Origin of the sequence: Streptomyces sp. NPDC020422, from assembly GCF_044386705.1 — a bacterium.
Lineage (GTDB): Bacteria > Actinomycetota > Actinomycetes > Streptomycetales > Streptomycetaceae > Streptomyces.
This window is the reverse complement of the sequence record NZ_JBIRVJ010000004.1, coordinates 470,069-484,631: the sequence shown is the minus strand read 5'-3', so window position 1 is coordinate 484,631 and position 14,563 is coordinate 470,069. Positions and strand designations below refer to the sequence as shown.

Sequence of the window (14,563 nt, the reverse complement as noted above, 5' to 3'; positions counted from 1 at the left end):
CTGACCTGCGGGGACGGTACCAGGAGTCCGGGGCCCGCAGATCAGGCGATCATCGGAACTACGCCGCCGGGGTCTCCGCCCGGGTCTCCGGCGGGATCTCCGTCAGGACCTCGGCCAGCACCCGCGCCGCCCGCTCCGCGTCCGCGAAGCCCACGTACAGCGGTGTGAAGCCGAAGCGCAGGATGTCCGGGCGGCGCAGATCGCCGACGACCCCGCGCCGGATCAGCTCCGCCATCACCCGCGGCGCCTCCGCGCAACGCAGCGCGACCTGGCTGCCGCGCTCCTCGTGTGCCTCGGGCGTCACCGACTCCACCCGGCCCGCCGGGGCGTAGGCCCGTACGCACTCCAGGAAGAAGTCCGTCAGGGCCAGCGACTTGGCCCGTACGTCCTCGATCCGCACCCCGTCCCAGACGTCGAGCGCCGATTCGAGGGCCAGCATCGACAGGATGTCGGGGGTGCCGACCCGGCCCCGGAGCGCGCCGTCGGCCGCCTCGTACCCGGGGGTCATCCCGAACGGGTCGGCATGCGAGTTCCACCCGGGCAGCGGCGAGTCGAAGCGGGCCTGGTGCCGCTCGGCGACGTACAGGTACGCGGGCGAACCGGGGCCGCCGTTCAGGTACTTGTAGGTGCAGCCGACCGCCAGGTCGACCCCGTGCGCGTCGAGTCCGACCGGCAGCGCGCCCGCGCTGTGGCACAGGTCCCAGACGGCCAGTGCGCCCGCCGCGTGCAGCGCCGCCGTGAGACCGGGCAGGTCCTGGAGCCGGCCGGTGCGGTAGTCGACGTGGTTGACCAGGGCCAGGGCCGTGCGCGGGCCGGCCGCGGCGGCCATGTCCGCCGGGTCGAGCGGCACGATCCGGTGACCGGTCATGCGCGCCGCGGACGCGGCGATGTACCCGTCCGTGGGAAAGGTCGTGGCGTCGACGAGGATCTCGTCGCGCCCCTCCCCCGCGAGCCGGGCCGCCGCGACGACCGCCTTGAAGACGTTCACGCTGGTCGAGTCGCCGACCACGATCCGCCCCGGGGCGGCGCCGACGAGCGGCGCGATCCGGTCGCCGATCCGCTCGGGCGCGGTCCACCAGCCCGACTCGTCCCAGGAGCGGATGCGCAGCTCGCCCCACTCGCGGGCGATGACGTCGGCCATCCGGGCCGGGACATGGGCCGGGAGCGCGCCCAGCGAGTTGCCGTCCAGGTAGACGGAACCTTCGGGTTCCAGGGCGAACTTCTCGCGGTGCTTGGACAGTTCGTCCGCCGCGTCCAGCCGCGCGGCCTGCTCCCTCAGCTCGTCAGACATGGCTGCGCGCCGTCCACAGCTCGGGGAACACGTTCTTCTGCGCCCGCTTCTCCAGCCAGGCCACGCCGGCCGAGCCGCCGGTGCCGGTCTTGGAGCCCATCGCGCGCCGGGTCGCCACCAGGTGGTCGTTGCGCCAGCGCCACACCAGCTCGGCGACGTCGCTGAGCGCCTCGCCGAGCCGGACGAGCTCGGCGTTCTGGTCGGGGTCGGCGTAGATCCCGGCCCAGATCCGCTCGACCTCGGGGTGCGGCTCGTAGCGCAGCGCCCGGTCGCGGTCGAGGACCTCGGCGGGGACGGGCAGGCCGCGGCGGGCGAGCAGCCGCAGCGTCTCGTCGTACAGGCTGGGCTCCTGGAGGGCCTTCTCCAGCTCGGCGTGGACCCGGGGCGCGCCGCGGTGCGGCACCAGCATGGACGCGGTCTTCTCGCCGAGCAGGAACTCCATCCGCCGGTACATCGCCGACTGGAAGCCGGAGCCCTCGCCGAGCGCGGCCCGGTAGGAGTTGAACTGGGCGGGGGTGAGCTGGGCGAGCGGGCGCCAGGAGTGGTTGAGGGCCTCCAGCTCGCGCACGGAGCGCTTGAGCGCGTCCATCGCGACGGGCACGTCGTCCTCGCGCAGGGCGCGGCTCGCGGTCTCCCACTCGTGGACGATCACGGTGAACCACAGCTCCATGACCTGGGTGGTGACCAGGAAGACCATCTCGCCCGGGTCGTCGGAGCGCAGGTGCTGGAGGTGGGTGAGGACGTCCGCCTGGACGTAGTCCTCGTACGGCGTGGTGCCGGCGAAGTCGAGGTTCGGCGCGTCGGCGGCCGTACCGGCTCCGGAGGCATCGGGGGATCCTGGGAAGGTCGACATTTCTGTCTCCTCGATACGAACTACCGGGTAGCGGTCCGCTCCTACCGTCGCCTCGCGGCACGGGAGCCCCGGTCCCCTCGGGAGCCGTGCGTCGGCGCATGTGCTCCCACGCGCATCATGACACGACCGGGCCGGTGATGTAGATCCCGTCTTCGTCATACGGATACGCGTTCGACCGGCAGCCGTTCAGGCCCTTGATCTGCTGCATCATCACGGGCGCGAGCTTGCCCGGCCCCGGGCAGCCCATGTGGCTGCGGATGCCGATCTCGTGCCCGACCTCGTGGTTGATGATCAGATGCCGGTACTCGGCGGGCTCGCCCGCGAAGGTCGGGGAGCCGAGCATCCACCGCTTGAGGTTGACCACGACGCCCGCGGTGGTCTCGCAGTTCAGCTCGCCGTGGGTGTTCATGCCGTTCGCCAGGCAGAGGCGGTCGGCGGTGTCGGGGGTGGCGATCCGGATGACGAAGTCGGCGTTCTCGGAGACCAGCTGGAACCGGCCACGGCCGTGCGCCGCCCAGCCGCGCGGATGGGCCAGGATCCGCTGGATCTCGGCCGCGGCCTCGCGCGCGGAGATGTCGATGCCGTCCTCGACCTGCACCCGGTAGCGGCGCAGCGAACCGCCGGCCCCGACGGCCTCGCCGGTGGCCTGGGCGGTGGTGAAGGTCCCGGCGCCCGAGCGGGGCACGGCGGTCTTCTTCGGGGTGGGCTTGGGGGTCGGCTTCGGCTTGGGCTTCGGCGTGGGCGTGGGCTTCGGCGGGGGCGTCACCGGCTGCGCGGTGGTCTTCCCGGAGCCGGGGCCGGGACCGGCGCCGGTCGCCTCCGGCGGGCCGGCCGCGGCGGCGTCGGCGGCGCGGGTGCCGTTGTAGTGGGCGAGGGCCGCGCCCCCGCACAGCGAGACGATGACCAGGGCGAGCACGGGCAGCAGGAGTCCCCTCCCGCGCGCCCGTCTGTTCCGCCTGCGGCGGCGGACCGGCTGGGCGGCGCGCTTTCCCAAGACAGACTTCTCCCCCTGCGTGGGCCGGGGTGGGGAGAGAGGGTGTGGGGGCCTCTGCGCCGGCGCTCGGTACTGCGGTCCGGAGGATCGTACCGGCCACTTCGAACGCCCTCGAACGCGTCGAGGAGTCTGTCCGGATTTCCCCCTGCCACGGGGACAGGGGGTCTCCGGACGACGACGGAACGTGTCAGCCGAGCGTGTCCGCGGCGGTCTGGGAGGAGTCGCGCAGGAAGGTGGTGCAGCGCTCGTACTCGTCCTTCTCGCCGATCTCGCCGGCCGCGCGGGCCAGGGCGTGCAGGGCGCGCAGGAAGCCGCGGTTCGGCTCGTGCTCCCACGGCACCGGGCCGTGGCCCTTCCAGCCGTTGCGGCGCAGCGCGTCGAGACCGCGGTGGTAGCCGGTACGGGCGTAGGCGTACGACTCGATGACGTTGCCGCGCTCGTAGGCGTCGTCGGCGAGCTGGGCCCAGGCGAGCGAGGAGGTCGGGTACTTCGCGGCGACGTCCGCCGGCGCGGTCCCGCCCGCGAGCAGCTCACGCGGCTCCGGGTCGTCGGGCAGGTGGGTGGGGGCCGGTCCCCCCAGCAGGTTCTCGTGGATGGCCATGCGCCCCAGTCTGCCTCAGGAGCACCCCGAGCCGATCAGGCGGCGTCACCCGGTGCCGCCCTGACCGACCAGTCAGCGTCACCGGGCTGGCCCCGGGCGGTCGGCCGACACAGCGCGGCAGTGGCCCCGACCGGTCGGCCGACTTCACGCGGCGGTGGCCCCGGCCGGCCAGCCGACTTCACACCGCAGTGGCCCCGGCCGCCAGGCAGCGTCGCCCGACGGCCATCCCGGCCGGTCGAGCATCGGCACCGGCGGCCGGCCGTCCGACGTCACCCGCCGGCCGCCCCTGCCGGTCAAGCAGCGCCATCGGGCATCCACCCCGGCTGCGCTCAGGCGGCGTCACCCGGTGGCCGCCGCGGGTGGGCGGTCGGGGTACGGCCGGGGTCCAGGGGTGGGGAGCCCACCCCGCAGAACCAGCGGCACTCCGGGTGGCACTTCAGCGGCGGCGGGGGCCGCACGATCGCCCAGGCCAGGACCGCGCCCGCCACCAGCAGCCCGGCGCACAGCGGCATCGCCTTGCGAAAGGTGTCCCCGAACTCCTCCGCCGAGCGGTACGCCTCCGGGCCCATCCCCGTCAGCGCGGGCAGCGCCGCCACCGCGAGCAGCCCCGCGGCCCGGGCCGCCGCGTTGTTGATGCCGCTCGCCAGGCCCGCCCGGCTCACCGGCACGGAGGCGAGGACCGTCGCCGTCAGCGGGGCGACGAGGGTGGTCATGCCGAGCCCGAGCACCAGCATCGCGGGCAGCACGTCCGTCACGTACGAGACGTCCTCCCCGACCCGCAGCATCAGCAGCATCCCCGCCGCGCACAGCAGCGGCCCCACGGTGAGCGGCAGCCGCGGCCCGGTCCGCTCGCCGAGCTCGCCCGACTTCGCCGAGCCCAGCAGCATCAGGACCGTCGTCGGCAGCATGGCCGTACCGGCGGCGAGCGCCGAGTAGCCCGACACCACCTGGAGCTGGAGCGCGGCCAGGAAGAAGAAGCCGCCGAAGGCCCCGTACACGCACAGCGTCACCAGGTTGACGGCCGTGAAGAGCCGGAAACGGAACACCGAGGGCGGCACCATCGCGGCCTCGCCCCGCCGCCGCTCCACCGCCACGAAGGCCGCGCCGAGCACCGCCCCCGCGGCGCCGCCCCACCACACCTGGGCGATCAGCGCGTACGTCACCAGGGCGAGCGCCGAGGCGCCCAGGGCCGCGCCGAGCACGTCGAAGCGCCCGTGCGCCGTCTCGTCGCGGGACTCCGGCACATGGCGCAGCGCGACCGGCACGCAGACCAGGGCGAGCGGCACGTTCAGCAGGAAGACCCAGCGCCAGCCGGGTCCGTCCACCAGCCAGCCGCCCACGAACGGGCCGACCGCGGCCCCGACCCCGCCGAAGCCGGACCACAGGCCGACCGCCCGGGCCCGGTCGTCCTCGTGGAAGCTCGCCTGGATCAGCGCCAGCGAGCCGGGCGTGAGCAGCGCGCCGCCGATGCCCTGGAGGGCGCGGGCGGCGACGAGGATGCCCGCGTTCGGGGCGAGCCCGCACAGCAGCGAGGCGGCCGCGAACCAGACCACGCCGATGACGAAGACCCGCCGCCGCCCGTAACGGTCGCCGAGGGCGCCCCCGAGCAGGATGAGACCGGCGAGGGTCAGCATGTAGGCGTTGACGGTCCACTGCAGGTCGGCCAGGTCGGCGCCCAGGTCCGCGCCGATGTGCGGCAGGGCGACGTTGACGACGGTCGAGTCGAGCAGGGCCATGCCCGAGCCGAGGACGGTGGTGAACACGATCCACCGCCCGGTCCCCGAGGCGAGCCGGATCTCCATGTCTGCATGGTCCCGCGAACGCGGGAGCCCCGCCCACCGGAGGGTGGACGGGGCTCTCGGTCGCCGGCGGTCAGCGCGTGAAGTTGAAGTACTTCCACGGGCCGTAGACCGTGCTGTTCACGTTGTCGCCGGAGGCGCCGTCGATGTACGCCGAGCGGATCCGGAACTTGTAGCCGGCCAGGGCCGGGTCACCGTCGAAGCGCACGTACGACTTGCCGTACCGGTCGAGCAGGAAGTACTCCGGCCCGAGGTCACGCCAGGCGCCGCCGTAGTACATCTGGACGTCCAGCTGGGTGCTGCGGTTCGGGTACGCGTTGTGCCAGGTGGTCACCAGCGCGTAGTCGTACGTGTGGTACGTCTGGTAGTTCGTGGTGCCGATCTTCGTCCACTTGTAGTGGCGCGAGAGCGAGGTCGTCACACCGGCGCGGGTGTACACGCCCGACTTGGCCTCGGCCCAGCCGTAGCGCGCGTCACCGGCGAAGACCGCGGACACCGTGGTGTCGCGGGCCATCCACATCGACGCGGAGAGCTTGCCCTGCGCGTTGACGGTGCCCCGCTTGAGCAGCCGCTTGGGCTCGACGCCCCACGGGTCCGCCCAGATCTCCACGACACGGTTCTTGTACGTCGGGCCGAGGGTGGCCGTGTACGTGACGGTGGTGCCGTAGTTGAAGGTGCTGCGGTTGCGGTCGATCGAGATCGCGGTCTTGTTGTGGGAGACCTTGACCAGAGCGCTGCCGGTCGCCGACGCGCGCTGGGTGTCGCCCGCGTACGTCACCTTGTACGTGACGTTGCCGGCGGCGGTCGGGGTGTCGGCGAAGGAGAACGCGCCGGTCGCACCGATCGTCTTGTTCCCGAGGGACTTGCCCGAGGGGTTCTCGACGTCGAAGCGGGTCACCGCGACCGGCGTGCCGGCCGGCAGCGCCTCGCTGGAGGTGAGGCTGCCGGAGACGGTGAGCGGCTTGAGCACCGGGGCGGTCGACGGCGCCTTGACGAGCAGCGTCGACGTGGCCTGGGCGGCCCGGACCACGGCGGTGCCGGTGGCGGAGGCGTGCTCGGCGTCGCCCGCGTACGTCACCTTGTAGGTGAAGGTGCCGACGGCGTTCGGCGTGTCCGCGAAGGAGAACTCGCCGTTGGCGCCCAGCGTTTGGGTGCCGAGGGCCGTGCCGTCCGGGTTGGCGGCGTCGACGCGGCTCACCTCGACCGACGCACCGGCCGGCAGCGCCACGGGCGACGTGAGCTTGCCGGTGACGGTGAACGGCTTGAGCACGACCGTGCTGGCCGGGGCCGTCACGGTGAGCGTGGAGCCGGCCTTGGTCGCCTCGTCGAAGACGTTCAGGCGGGCCGTGCCGTAGGAGCCCTGGGACACCGCGAACAGCTTGCCGTCCGGCGCCCAGGCAAGCGCGCCGGGGAGGACGTTCGTCCCCGTCTCGTAGTCGTGGACCGACGTCGAGTTGTTCGGACGGAAGACGCGGACGTCCTTGTCGTAGGACGACTCGGTGCCGGCCGCGACCGTACCGTCGGCCGCGATGGCCACGGCGTTCGGGTAGTTCGCGCTGTCGTAGCGCTTCACCTCGGACAGGTCCGTGGTGGAGAGCACCGCGTGGTAGTACGGGTACCCGCTGGCCGTGATGACCTGGGTGCCGTCGGGCGTGACGTCGAGCTCGCGCAGGCTGTTGCCGACATTGGGCCGGTTGGCCTTGACCGTGGGCGTACCCGTCGACACGTCGAAGACCACGACGGTCGAGCCGCCCGGGGTGCCGGCGGCCAGCACGCTCGGCGCGGCCGGGTCCGAGCCGAGCACGGGCGCCAGGTGGAAGGTCCCGTCGGGCGCCTGCGCGAGCGCCACCTGCGGCGTCTCGCCCGAGAGGTCCAGGGAACCGAGGTTGCCGGCGGCGGCCTGGCCGTAGCCGAACCAGATCTTGCCGCCGGCGATCGCGAGGTTCGCCGGGTTCACGGCGTCACCGAGGTCGTAGGCGACCGCGTCGGTCGGCGTCTCGGTGCTGATCGAGGCGATCTCGCCCTTGCCGGCCACGGCCGCGTAGACGCGCGACGAGTCGGCGGAGATCTCCAGGCCCCGGACGCCCGGCAGGTCCGCCAGGGTCGTCAGGACGGTGCCCGCGTAGTCGGTGACGACCAGCTTGCCGTTCGCCGGGTCGCTGATGAAGATCTTCTGGTGGACACCGTCCACCACCATGTCGCCCACGGACGACACCGGCAGGGCGACGCTGCTGTCCGCAGCAGCCGAGCCCGCCGTACCCGCGAGCAGTGCCGCGGAGCTGAAGAGGACCGCGAGCGCTGTCGCGGCCGAGAGAGTGCGCTTACGCACGATGAAGAGACCCCCCAAAAATGGCCTCCGGCCCCCAGAAACGGGGCGCGGTGATGCGCAGCCTAGATCACGCCCACGACAGCGCGCCTCCCGGTATCCGTTAAGGGATCAACTTCAGCGGGAGTCGACAAATCGGCAGGGTCGTCACCTCAGGCCCGCAGCCGCGCCGCCGCCCTGACCAGCGCGTCCACGCCCCGCTCCGCCTTGGCGCGCGGGCAGCCGACGTTGAGCCGGACGAAGCCGGGGGTGCCGTAGACCCCGCCCGGCATGATCGCGACGCGCTCGGCGGTCACCAGCTCCTCCTGGAGCGCGGACTCGTCGATGCCCAGCGGGCGCAGGTCGATCCAGGCGAGGTAGCCGGCCTGGGGCGGCGACCAGGAGACCTCCGGGAGGCCGCCCGCGAGCCGGTCCTGGACCAGGCTCATGGTGTCCGCGACATAGCCCCGCAGCGCGTCCAGCCAGGGCGCGCCGTGCCGGTAGGCGGCGATGTGGGCGGTGAGGGAGAGCACCGCCGGGGAGGCGAGGCCCTCGCCGGTCTCCATGCGGCGCACGAACGCGACCCGCTCGTCCGGGTCGCCGAGGAAGCCGTAGGAGCCGGAGAGCGCGGGGAAGTTGAAGGCCTTGGTCCCGGAGGTGACCATCGCCCAGCGGTGGCCGCGCCCCGGCTCCGCGACGGCCGCCCACGGCACGTGGCGGTGCCCCTGGGCGGTCAGGTCCGCGTGGATCTCGTCGCTCACGACGGCGGCGCCGTACCGCTCGGCGAGGCGCGCGAACTCCTTGAGCTCGTCCTCCCGCCACACCCGGCCGGTCGGGTTGTGCGGGGAGCAGAGCAGCAGCATCCGGCTGTCCGGCCGGGCCAGCTCGCGCTCCAGGGCCTCGGGGTCGTCGAGCGGCACCCCGCGCAGCTCGCGGCCGAGGCCGGTGACGGCCTTGCGGAAGCCGTCGTAGGTGGGGGTGTGGACGACGATCCCGTCCCCTGGCTCGGTCCACATCCGCAGCAGCTGGGAGAGCTGGCTGAGGACGGAGGGGGCGTAGACCATCGCCTCGGGGTCGACGGCGGTCGCGTACCGGTCCGCGTACCAGTCCCGTACGGCCTCCCGGAACTCCCCGAGCCGCCAGTCGGTGTAGCCGAAGACGCCGTGGGCCACACGATCCCGCAGGGCGTCGAGGACCGCCGGCGGGGAGGCGAAGTCCATGTCGGAGATGGTGAAGGGCAGCAGGTCGGAGACGCCGAAGCGGTCGGCTATGCCGTCCCACTGCACGGACCAGGTGCCCCGCCGGTCTATCTCCCGGTCGAAGTCGAACATCTCGCTCCTCCTCCTCGGCCTTCCGGCCTTCGGACACGCCGACGGGCCCGGCTCCACTCTCGTGGCGCCGGGCCCGTCGTACAACAGCGCTTACTTCAGCTTGGTGCCGGCCGAGCGCAGCGCGACACAGGCCTCGCCGACGCGCGCGGCCATGCCGGCCTCGGCGAGCTTGCCCCAGGTGCGCGGGTCGTAGGTGGACTTCTTGCCGACCTCGCCGTCGACCTTCAGGACGCCGTCGTAGTTGCGGAACATGTGGTCCACGACCGGGCGGGTGAAGGCGTACTGGGTGTCGGTGTCGAGGTTCATCTTGACCACGCCGTTCTCGAGCGCGGTGGCGATCTCCTCGGCGGTGGAGCCGGAGCCGCCGTGGAAGACGAAGTCGAACGGGGAGGCCTTGCCGAACTTCTCGGCGACGCCCGCCTGCAGGTCCTTGAGCAGCTCGGGACGGAGCACGACGTTGCCCGGCTTGTAGACGCCGTGGACGTTGCCGAAGGAGGCGGCCAGCAGGTAGCGGCCCTTCTCGCCCAGGCCGAGGGCCTCGGCGGTGCGGATGGCGTCGTCGACGGTGGTGTACAGCTCGTCGTTGATCTCGTGGCTGACGCCGTCCTCCTCGCCACCGGTCGGGGTGATCTCGACCTCGAGGATGATCTTGGCGGCGACGGCCTTGGCCAGCAGCTCCTGGCCGATGGCCAGGTTGTCGGCGAGGGTCTCGGCGGAGCCGTCCCACATGTGCGACTGGAAGAGCGGGTCGCGACCGGCCTTGACGCGCTCGGCGGAGATGTCGAGCAGCGGACGGACGTAGCCGTCCAGCTTGTCCTTCGGGCAGTGGTCGGTGTGCAGCGCGACCGTGATGTCGTACTTCGCGGCGACGATGTGCGCGAACTCGGCCAGGGCGACGGCGCCCGTGACCATGTCCTTGTTGTACTGGCCGCCCAGGAACTCGGCGCCACCGGTCGAGATCTGGATGATGCCGTCGCTCTCGGCCTCCGCGAAGCCGCGCAGAGCGGCGTGGAGGGTCTGGGACGAGGTGACGTTGATGGCCGGGTAGGCGAACTTGCCTGCCTTCGCCCGGTCGAGCATCTCGTTGTAGACCTCGGGGGTTGCGATGGGCATTCGTCCGCTCCTTGTGATGTGCGGGTGTGTGCGTTGCTGTCCCTGACCTGGGGGCGACGTCATCGTCGCTGCCCATCTTTCCAGACTCCCGTCCGGGCTCCCACGGGCCGTACGCACCGAGCGGCGGGGTGTTTCACGTGAAACACCCCGCCGCTGGATAAAACCGCAGGTCAGGACCGTATCGTGCGGGGTCCCGGGACCTAAGTCACGACTTGACGGCGGTTACGCCAGTCCGAGATCCCCGAGCTGGTAGCCGGTGAGGTACGGCAGCCCCGCCTCGGCGATCGCGTCGGCCGCGCCGCGGTCGACGATGGTCGCGACGGCGACGACCTCGCCACCCGCCTCACGCACCGCCTCGACGGCGGTGAGCGGCGAGCCGCCCGTGGTGGAGGTGTCCTCCACCACCAGGCAGCGACGGCCCTTGACGTCGGTGCCCTCGATCCGGCGCTGCATGCCGTGGGCCTTCTGCGCCTTGCGCACGACGAACGCGTCCAGGCGCGCACCACGCGCGGCCGAGGCGTGCAGCATCGAGGTCGCGACCGGGTCGGCGCCCAGCGTCAGACCGCCCACGCAGTCGAAGTCCAGGTCCTTGGTGAGGTCGAGCATCACCTGACCGACCAGCGGCGCGGCCTCGCCGTCCAGGGTGATCCGGCGCAGGTCGATGTAGTAGTCGGCCTCACGACCCGAGGAGAGGGTCACCTTGCCGTGCACCACGGCCTTGTCCTTGATCTGCTGGAGCAGCTCAGCACGTACGTCAGTCATGCCTCCGAGCTTAAGGGCGCGCGCCTAGAGGCGACGCCAGGCCCAGGTGGTCGCGACCTCCAGCGGGTCGATCGGGGTGACCAGCCGCGGGTGGGTGTTGAGGCCGTTCGGGGGGCCGGACTGCGGCTCGACGCAGACCGCGTCCGCCGGCTCGTCGTAGATCACGACCCACTCGGCCCTGCTGGTGAGGCGCAGTTCCAGCTGCCCCGGCCAGGTGAGGGTGACGTCGACGCCGTCGGGCATGCCGAAGCAGTCGTCCCACGGGCGCGGGGTCGGCGCGATGCGGCGCCCGGTGGGGAGGTGGTCGGCGCCGCGCTCCTCCTGCCAGCCGGGGTTGAAGTCGATCTCCACGTCCTGGCCGCCGAGGTTGCGGTGGAACCAGGGGTGCCAGCCGGCCTGCGCGGGGAAGGAGGCGCCCAGCGTCTCGATGCCGAGCTGGAGTGTGAGCGCGTCCTCGGTCAGCTCGAAGGTCTGGGTGACCCGGCCCGGGTACGGCCAGGGCTCGGCCAGATCGGTGGTGAAGGCCGCGGTGGTCTCCGTGACCTCGGCGGTCTTCCACGCCACATCGCGGACCGTGCCGTGCAGGGCGTGCGGGGCCGAGTGCTCGCTGACGGGGAGCTGGTGGACGGTGCCGCCGTTGCGGAAGCGTCCGTTCCCGGTGCGGCCCGCCCAGGGCGCCATCACGAAGGACCCGTACCGCGCGCCCTGGAGCAGGAGTTCGGTGCCGCCGATGCGCAGGCTTTCGATACGGCAGCCGTGCTCGGGGTCGATGGTCAACTCGGCGTCGCCGGCCGTCAGTCGCGTCAGAGTGCTCACGCTCCGACTTTATGGCCTGTGCCGACGCGGCGTCAGCGGCGCCGCCGCAGGGCCCGGCCGACGACGACCGCGGAGGCGATGGCCAGGGCGGCGGCCGGGGCGATCCAGCGCAGGGTCGCGGTGGCGCTGGAGCTCTGCGGTGCCGGGACGGGGGCGTACCGGCCGCGGGGCGGGGCGTGGTCGACCTCCTCCGCGCTGCGCCCGATCATCGTCCGGCGGGCGTGCGCGGCCTCGGCGGCGGGCGGGACGGGGCCCAGGTCGTCGAGCCGGTCGAACTCCTCCGGCTCCCCGGCCGGCGGGACCCCGAGGTCGAAGGAGGCGGCGGGCTCCTCCACCCCGTCGTCCACACCGTCGTCGTCGCTGTCGGCCTCCGCCTCGACGGCCATCTCCGCCTCGACGTCGGCGACGGCCGCCAGCGCCTCCGCGAACCGGTCGAGCAGCCGGGTGCCGGCCGCTCCGCGGGCCTCCGGGTCGGCCTCGGCGAGCCGGCCCGTGGCCTCCACCGCGCCGGTGAAGGTGAGCGTGGTGCCCTCGGCCACCGGGGTGAGGGCGACGGTGAGGGTGAGCGCGGCCGAGCCCTTGCCGCGGACCTCGCTGCCCTCGCCCTCGACGGCGAAGTTCCCGTTCCGCTCGGTGAGCCGCAGCTCCCCGCGGTAGGTGATGGTGTGGGCGCCCACCCGGAGCTTCAGCCGGCCCGCGAGCGGGCCCGCCTCCGTTTCGGCGTCCTGCTGGAGCCCGGGGACGCAGCGCGCCACCCGGGCGGGGTCCGTCAGCGTGGCGCGCAGGACCTCGGCCGGGACCGGGACGAACACCTCATGCTCCATGGGAGCCGAGCCTACTCAGGCCCGGCCCGCCCGTCGCCTGTTTGCGTCCCACCGGGGCGGAGGCGCTCAGTAGCGCGGGTGCACGAGGGTCGACGGCGGCAGCCCGGCCTCCGCCCCGCCGCGGGTACGCTCGGTGCGGGCCCCCGCCGAGGCCAGCGAGCGCGAGGTGAGCGAGCGCAGCCGGGGCACGGTCGGCGCGAGGGCGAGGGCGGGCCGCCGGGGGGCCGGCGCGGCGAGGAGGAAGCTCCACTGCCCGGGCGCGTCGACGCGCCGGCCGGGACCGGAGCCGGAGCCGGCGACGGAGCCGGCGACGTGGCCGGAGCCGGCGAGGGAGCTCGGGCCGGAGCCAGGGCGGGAGCCGGAGCCGGAGCCGGTCCCGGAACCGGTGCCGGAATCGGTGCCGGAACCGGAGCCCGAATCGGTGCCGGCGTGCTCGCTCCCGCCCGCGCCGTACGGGCGGGTCGCGAAGCCGGCGGCGCGCAGGGTGGCGTCGACCGTCCAGTACGTACGGGGGCGGGCGGTCGCCGAGCCGGCGTGCACGACCAGCCGGCCGCCGTCGGCGAGGGCGCCGGCGACGAGCCCGTAGAACTCCTCCGAGTAGAGCTTGGCGCCGGCGGTGAGGCCGGGGTCGGGCAGGTCGCAGATCACCACGTCGTACCGTTCCTGCACGGGCCGCGACTCGCGCAGCCAGCGGAAGGCGTCGCCGTAGGCGACGGTGACGCGCGGGTCGCGGAACGCCTGCCCGTTGAGCGCGGCGAGACCGGGGTCGGTGCGGGCCAGACGGACCACCCCGGGGTCGAGCTCGACGACGGTGACCGCCCGCACATCGGGGTAGCGCAGCACCTCGCGGGCGGCGAGGCCGTCGCCGCCGCCGAGGATCAGCACCCGGGCGCGGCGCCCGTTCATCGCGGGGTGCACCAGGGCCTCGTGGTAGCGGTACTCGTCCCGGCCGCCGACCCGCAGCCGGCCGTCGAGGAACAGGTCGGGCGGGCCGCCCCGCCCGCCGGTCACCACCACCTCCTGGAGCGAGGTGCGGACGGCGACCCGTACGTCGGCGCCGTAGACGGCCCGGCGGGCCGCCGCCTCGAAGTCCTCGGCCAGGACGGTGGCGGTGGCCAGGACCGCGAGGACGGCGACGTTGACGCCGACGAGCAGCAGCCGGGAGCGGGCCGCCAGGTCCCGGCGGAACAGCCAGAGCACCAGGCCGCCGCCCGCCACCGCGTTGACCGCGCCGGTGACGAGCGCGCCCGTGAGCTGCCCGAGCCAGGGCAGCAGCAGGAACGGGAAGGCGAGGCCGCCGACGAGCGCGCCGACGTAGTCGGCGGCGAACAGGTCGGCCACCGTCCCGGCCGCGTCCTGCTCTCGCCGCCCGCCGCGCTTCGACTCCGCGCGCTGGATCAGGGACATCAGGAGCGGGATCTCCGCGCCGACGAGCACCCCGATGGCCAGCGAGAAGGCCACCAGGACGTAGCGCGCCTCGCCGAGCCAGGCGAAGGCCGCGTACAGCACCATCGCCGAGCAGCCGCCGATCAGCGCGAGTCCGCACTCGACCAGGCCGAAGCCGACCGCGGGGCGGCAGCGCAGCCGCTTGGCGAGCAGCGAGCCGACGCCCATCGCGAAGACCATGACGGACAGCACCACGGACGCCTGGGTGACCGAGTCGCCGATCAAGTACGAGGCGAGCGCGACCAGTTCCAGCTCGTACACGAGACCGCAGGCAGCGCAGACGAACACCACCGCGAGCACCGGGTACCGCACCCCGCCCGGCCCCTCCGGCGGCAACCGCACCGCCCGCTTGGGTGGCGGGGGCGCGGTCAGGGTCGGGTCGATCATGCGCGTAACGCTACGTCACACGCCTATCGCGCCCTGTCACC

The 14,563-nt window shown here is 73.4% G+C and carries 12 protein-coding genes; all 12 read right to left on the bottom strand.

All coding sequences use genetic code 11. The features are described from left to right. Window positions 1–58 precede the first annotated feature (58 nt). Entirely contained in the window at window positions 59–1,291 is a 1,233-nt protein-coding gene (kynU, locus tag ACH414_RS13045) for a kynureninase (RefSeq protein WP_386563600.1), read from the bottom strand. Next, window positions 1,284–2,144: a tryptophan 2,3-dioxygenase family protein gene (locus ACH414_RS13040; protein ID WP_382547136.1), complete on the bottom strand. Its 861-nt coding sequence runs from the start codon at window positions 2,142–2,144 to the stop codon at window positions 1,284–1,286. Before ACH414_RS13040 ends, kynU begins: the two co-directional genes overlap by 8 nt. Before the next feature lie 115 nt (window positions 2,145–2,259). Continuing rightward, window positions 2,260–3,138, bottom strand: coding sequence for a DUF3152 domain-containing protein (locus ACH414_RS13035; protein ID WP_398941793.1), 879 nt, complete (start codon window positions 3,136–3,138; stop codon window positions 2,260–2,262). A gap of 187 nt (window positions 3,139–3,325) precedes the next feature. Continuing rightward, on the bottom strand, window positions 3,326–3,739 hold the full coding sequence (locus tag ACH414_RS13030; protein WP_382547142.1) for a DUF3151 domain-containing protein: 414 nt from the start codon (window positions 3,737–3,739) through the stop codon (window positions 3,326–3,328). 329 nt (window positions 3,740–4,068) lie between these two features. Next, complete coding sequence (locus ACH414_RS13025) at window positions 4,069–5,541, bottom strand: MFS transporter (protein ID WP_386563594.1); 1,473 nt, start codon at window positions 5,539–5,541, stop codon at window positions 4,069–4,071. Between the two features lie 70 nt (window positions 5,542–5,611). Then, the gene (locus ACH414_RS13020; protein ID WP_386563591.1) at window positions 5,612–7,867 is read right to left on the bottom strand and encodes an Ig-like domain repeat protein; all 2,256 of its coding nucleotides are present in this window, start codon (window positions 7,865–7,867) and stop codon (window positions 5,612–5,614) included. Window positions 7,868–8,016: 149 nt separating this feature from the next. Continuing rightward, on the bottom strand, window positions 8,017–9,174 hold the full coding sequence (locus tag ACH414_RS13015; RefSeq protein ID WP_398941791.1) for a MalY/PatB family protein: 1,158 nt from the start codon (window positions 9,172–9,174) through the stop codon (window positions 8,017–8,019). Window positions 9,175–9,264: 90 nt separating this feature from the next. Further along, a complete protein-coding gene (fbaA, locus tag ACH414_RS13010) occupies window positions 9,265–10,287 on the bottom strand; it encodes a class II fructose-bisphosphate aldolase (protein WP_382547154.1) in 1,023 nt (340 codons plus the stop codon). A 222-nt stretch (window positions 10,288–10,509) separates the two neighbouring features. Further along, window positions 10,510–11,049 carry an orotate phosphoribosyltransferase gene (gene pyrE / locus ACH414_RS13005; protein WP_382547157.1) on the bottom strand — a complete coding sequence of 180 codons (540 nt, stop codon included), beginning with the start codon at window positions 11,047–11,049 and terminating at the stop codon, window positions 10,510–10,512. 24 nt (window positions 11,050–11,073) lie between these two features. Continuing rightward, window positions 11,074–11,865: an aldose 1-epimerase gene (locus tag ACH414_RS13000; protein WP_382547160.1), complete on the bottom strand. Its 792-nt coding sequence runs from the start codon at window positions 11,863–11,865 to the stop codon at window positions 11,074–11,076. Between the two features lie 32 nt (window positions 11,866–11,897). Next, complete coding sequence (locus ACH414_RS12995; RefSeq protein WP_382547163.1) at window positions 11,898–12,689, bottom strand: SRPBCC family protein; 792 nt, start codon at window positions 12,687–12,689, stop codon at window positions 11,898–11,900. A 66-nt stretch (window positions 12,690–12,755) separates the two neighbouring features. Next, window positions 12,756–14,522, bottom strand: coding sequence for a polyamine aminopropyltransferase (locus ACH414_RS12990; RefSeq protein WP_398941787.1), 1,767 nt, complete (start codon window positions 14,520–14,522; stop codon window positions 12,756–12,758). Between the last annotated feature and the right edge of the window lie 41 nt (window positions 14,523–14,563).

Coding starts and splice junctions, on each gene's coding strand:
- kynU (WP_386563600.1), bottom strand. CDS start 1,291: ATGTCTGACGAGCTGAGGGAGCAGGCCGCGCGGCTGGACGCGGCGGAC.
- ACH414_RS13040 (WP_382547136.1), bottom strand. CDS start 2,144: ATGTCGACCTTCCCAGGATCCCCCGATGCCTCCGGAGCCGGTACGGCC.
- ACH414_RS13030 (WP_382547142.1), bottom strand. CDS start 3,739: ATGGCCATCCACGAGAACCTGCTGGGGGGACCGGCCCCCACCCACCTG.
- ACH414_RS13025 (WP_386563594.1), bottom strand. CDS start 5,541: ATGGAGATCCGGCTCGCCTCGGGGACCGGGCGGTGGATCGTGTTCACC.
- ACH414_RS13015 (WP_398941791.1), bottom strand. CDS start 9,174: ATGTTCGACTTCGACCGGGAGATAGACCGGCGGGGCACCTGGTCCGTG.
- fbaA (WP_382547154.1), bottom strand. CDS start 10,287: ATGCCCATCGCAACCCCCGAGGTCTACAACGAGATGCTCGACCGGGCG.
- pyrE (WP_382547157.1), bottom strand. CDS start 11,049: ATGACTGACGTACGTGCTGAGCTGCTCCAGCAGATCAAGGACAAGGCC.
- ACH414_RS12995 (WP_382547163.1), bottom strand. CDS start 12,689: ATGGAGCATGAGGTGTTCGTCCCGGTCCCGGCCGAGGTCCTGCGCGCC.
- ACH414_RS12990 (WP_398941787.1), bottom strand. CDS start 14,522: ATGATCGACCCGACCCTGACCGCGCCCCCGCCACCCAAGCGGGCGGTG.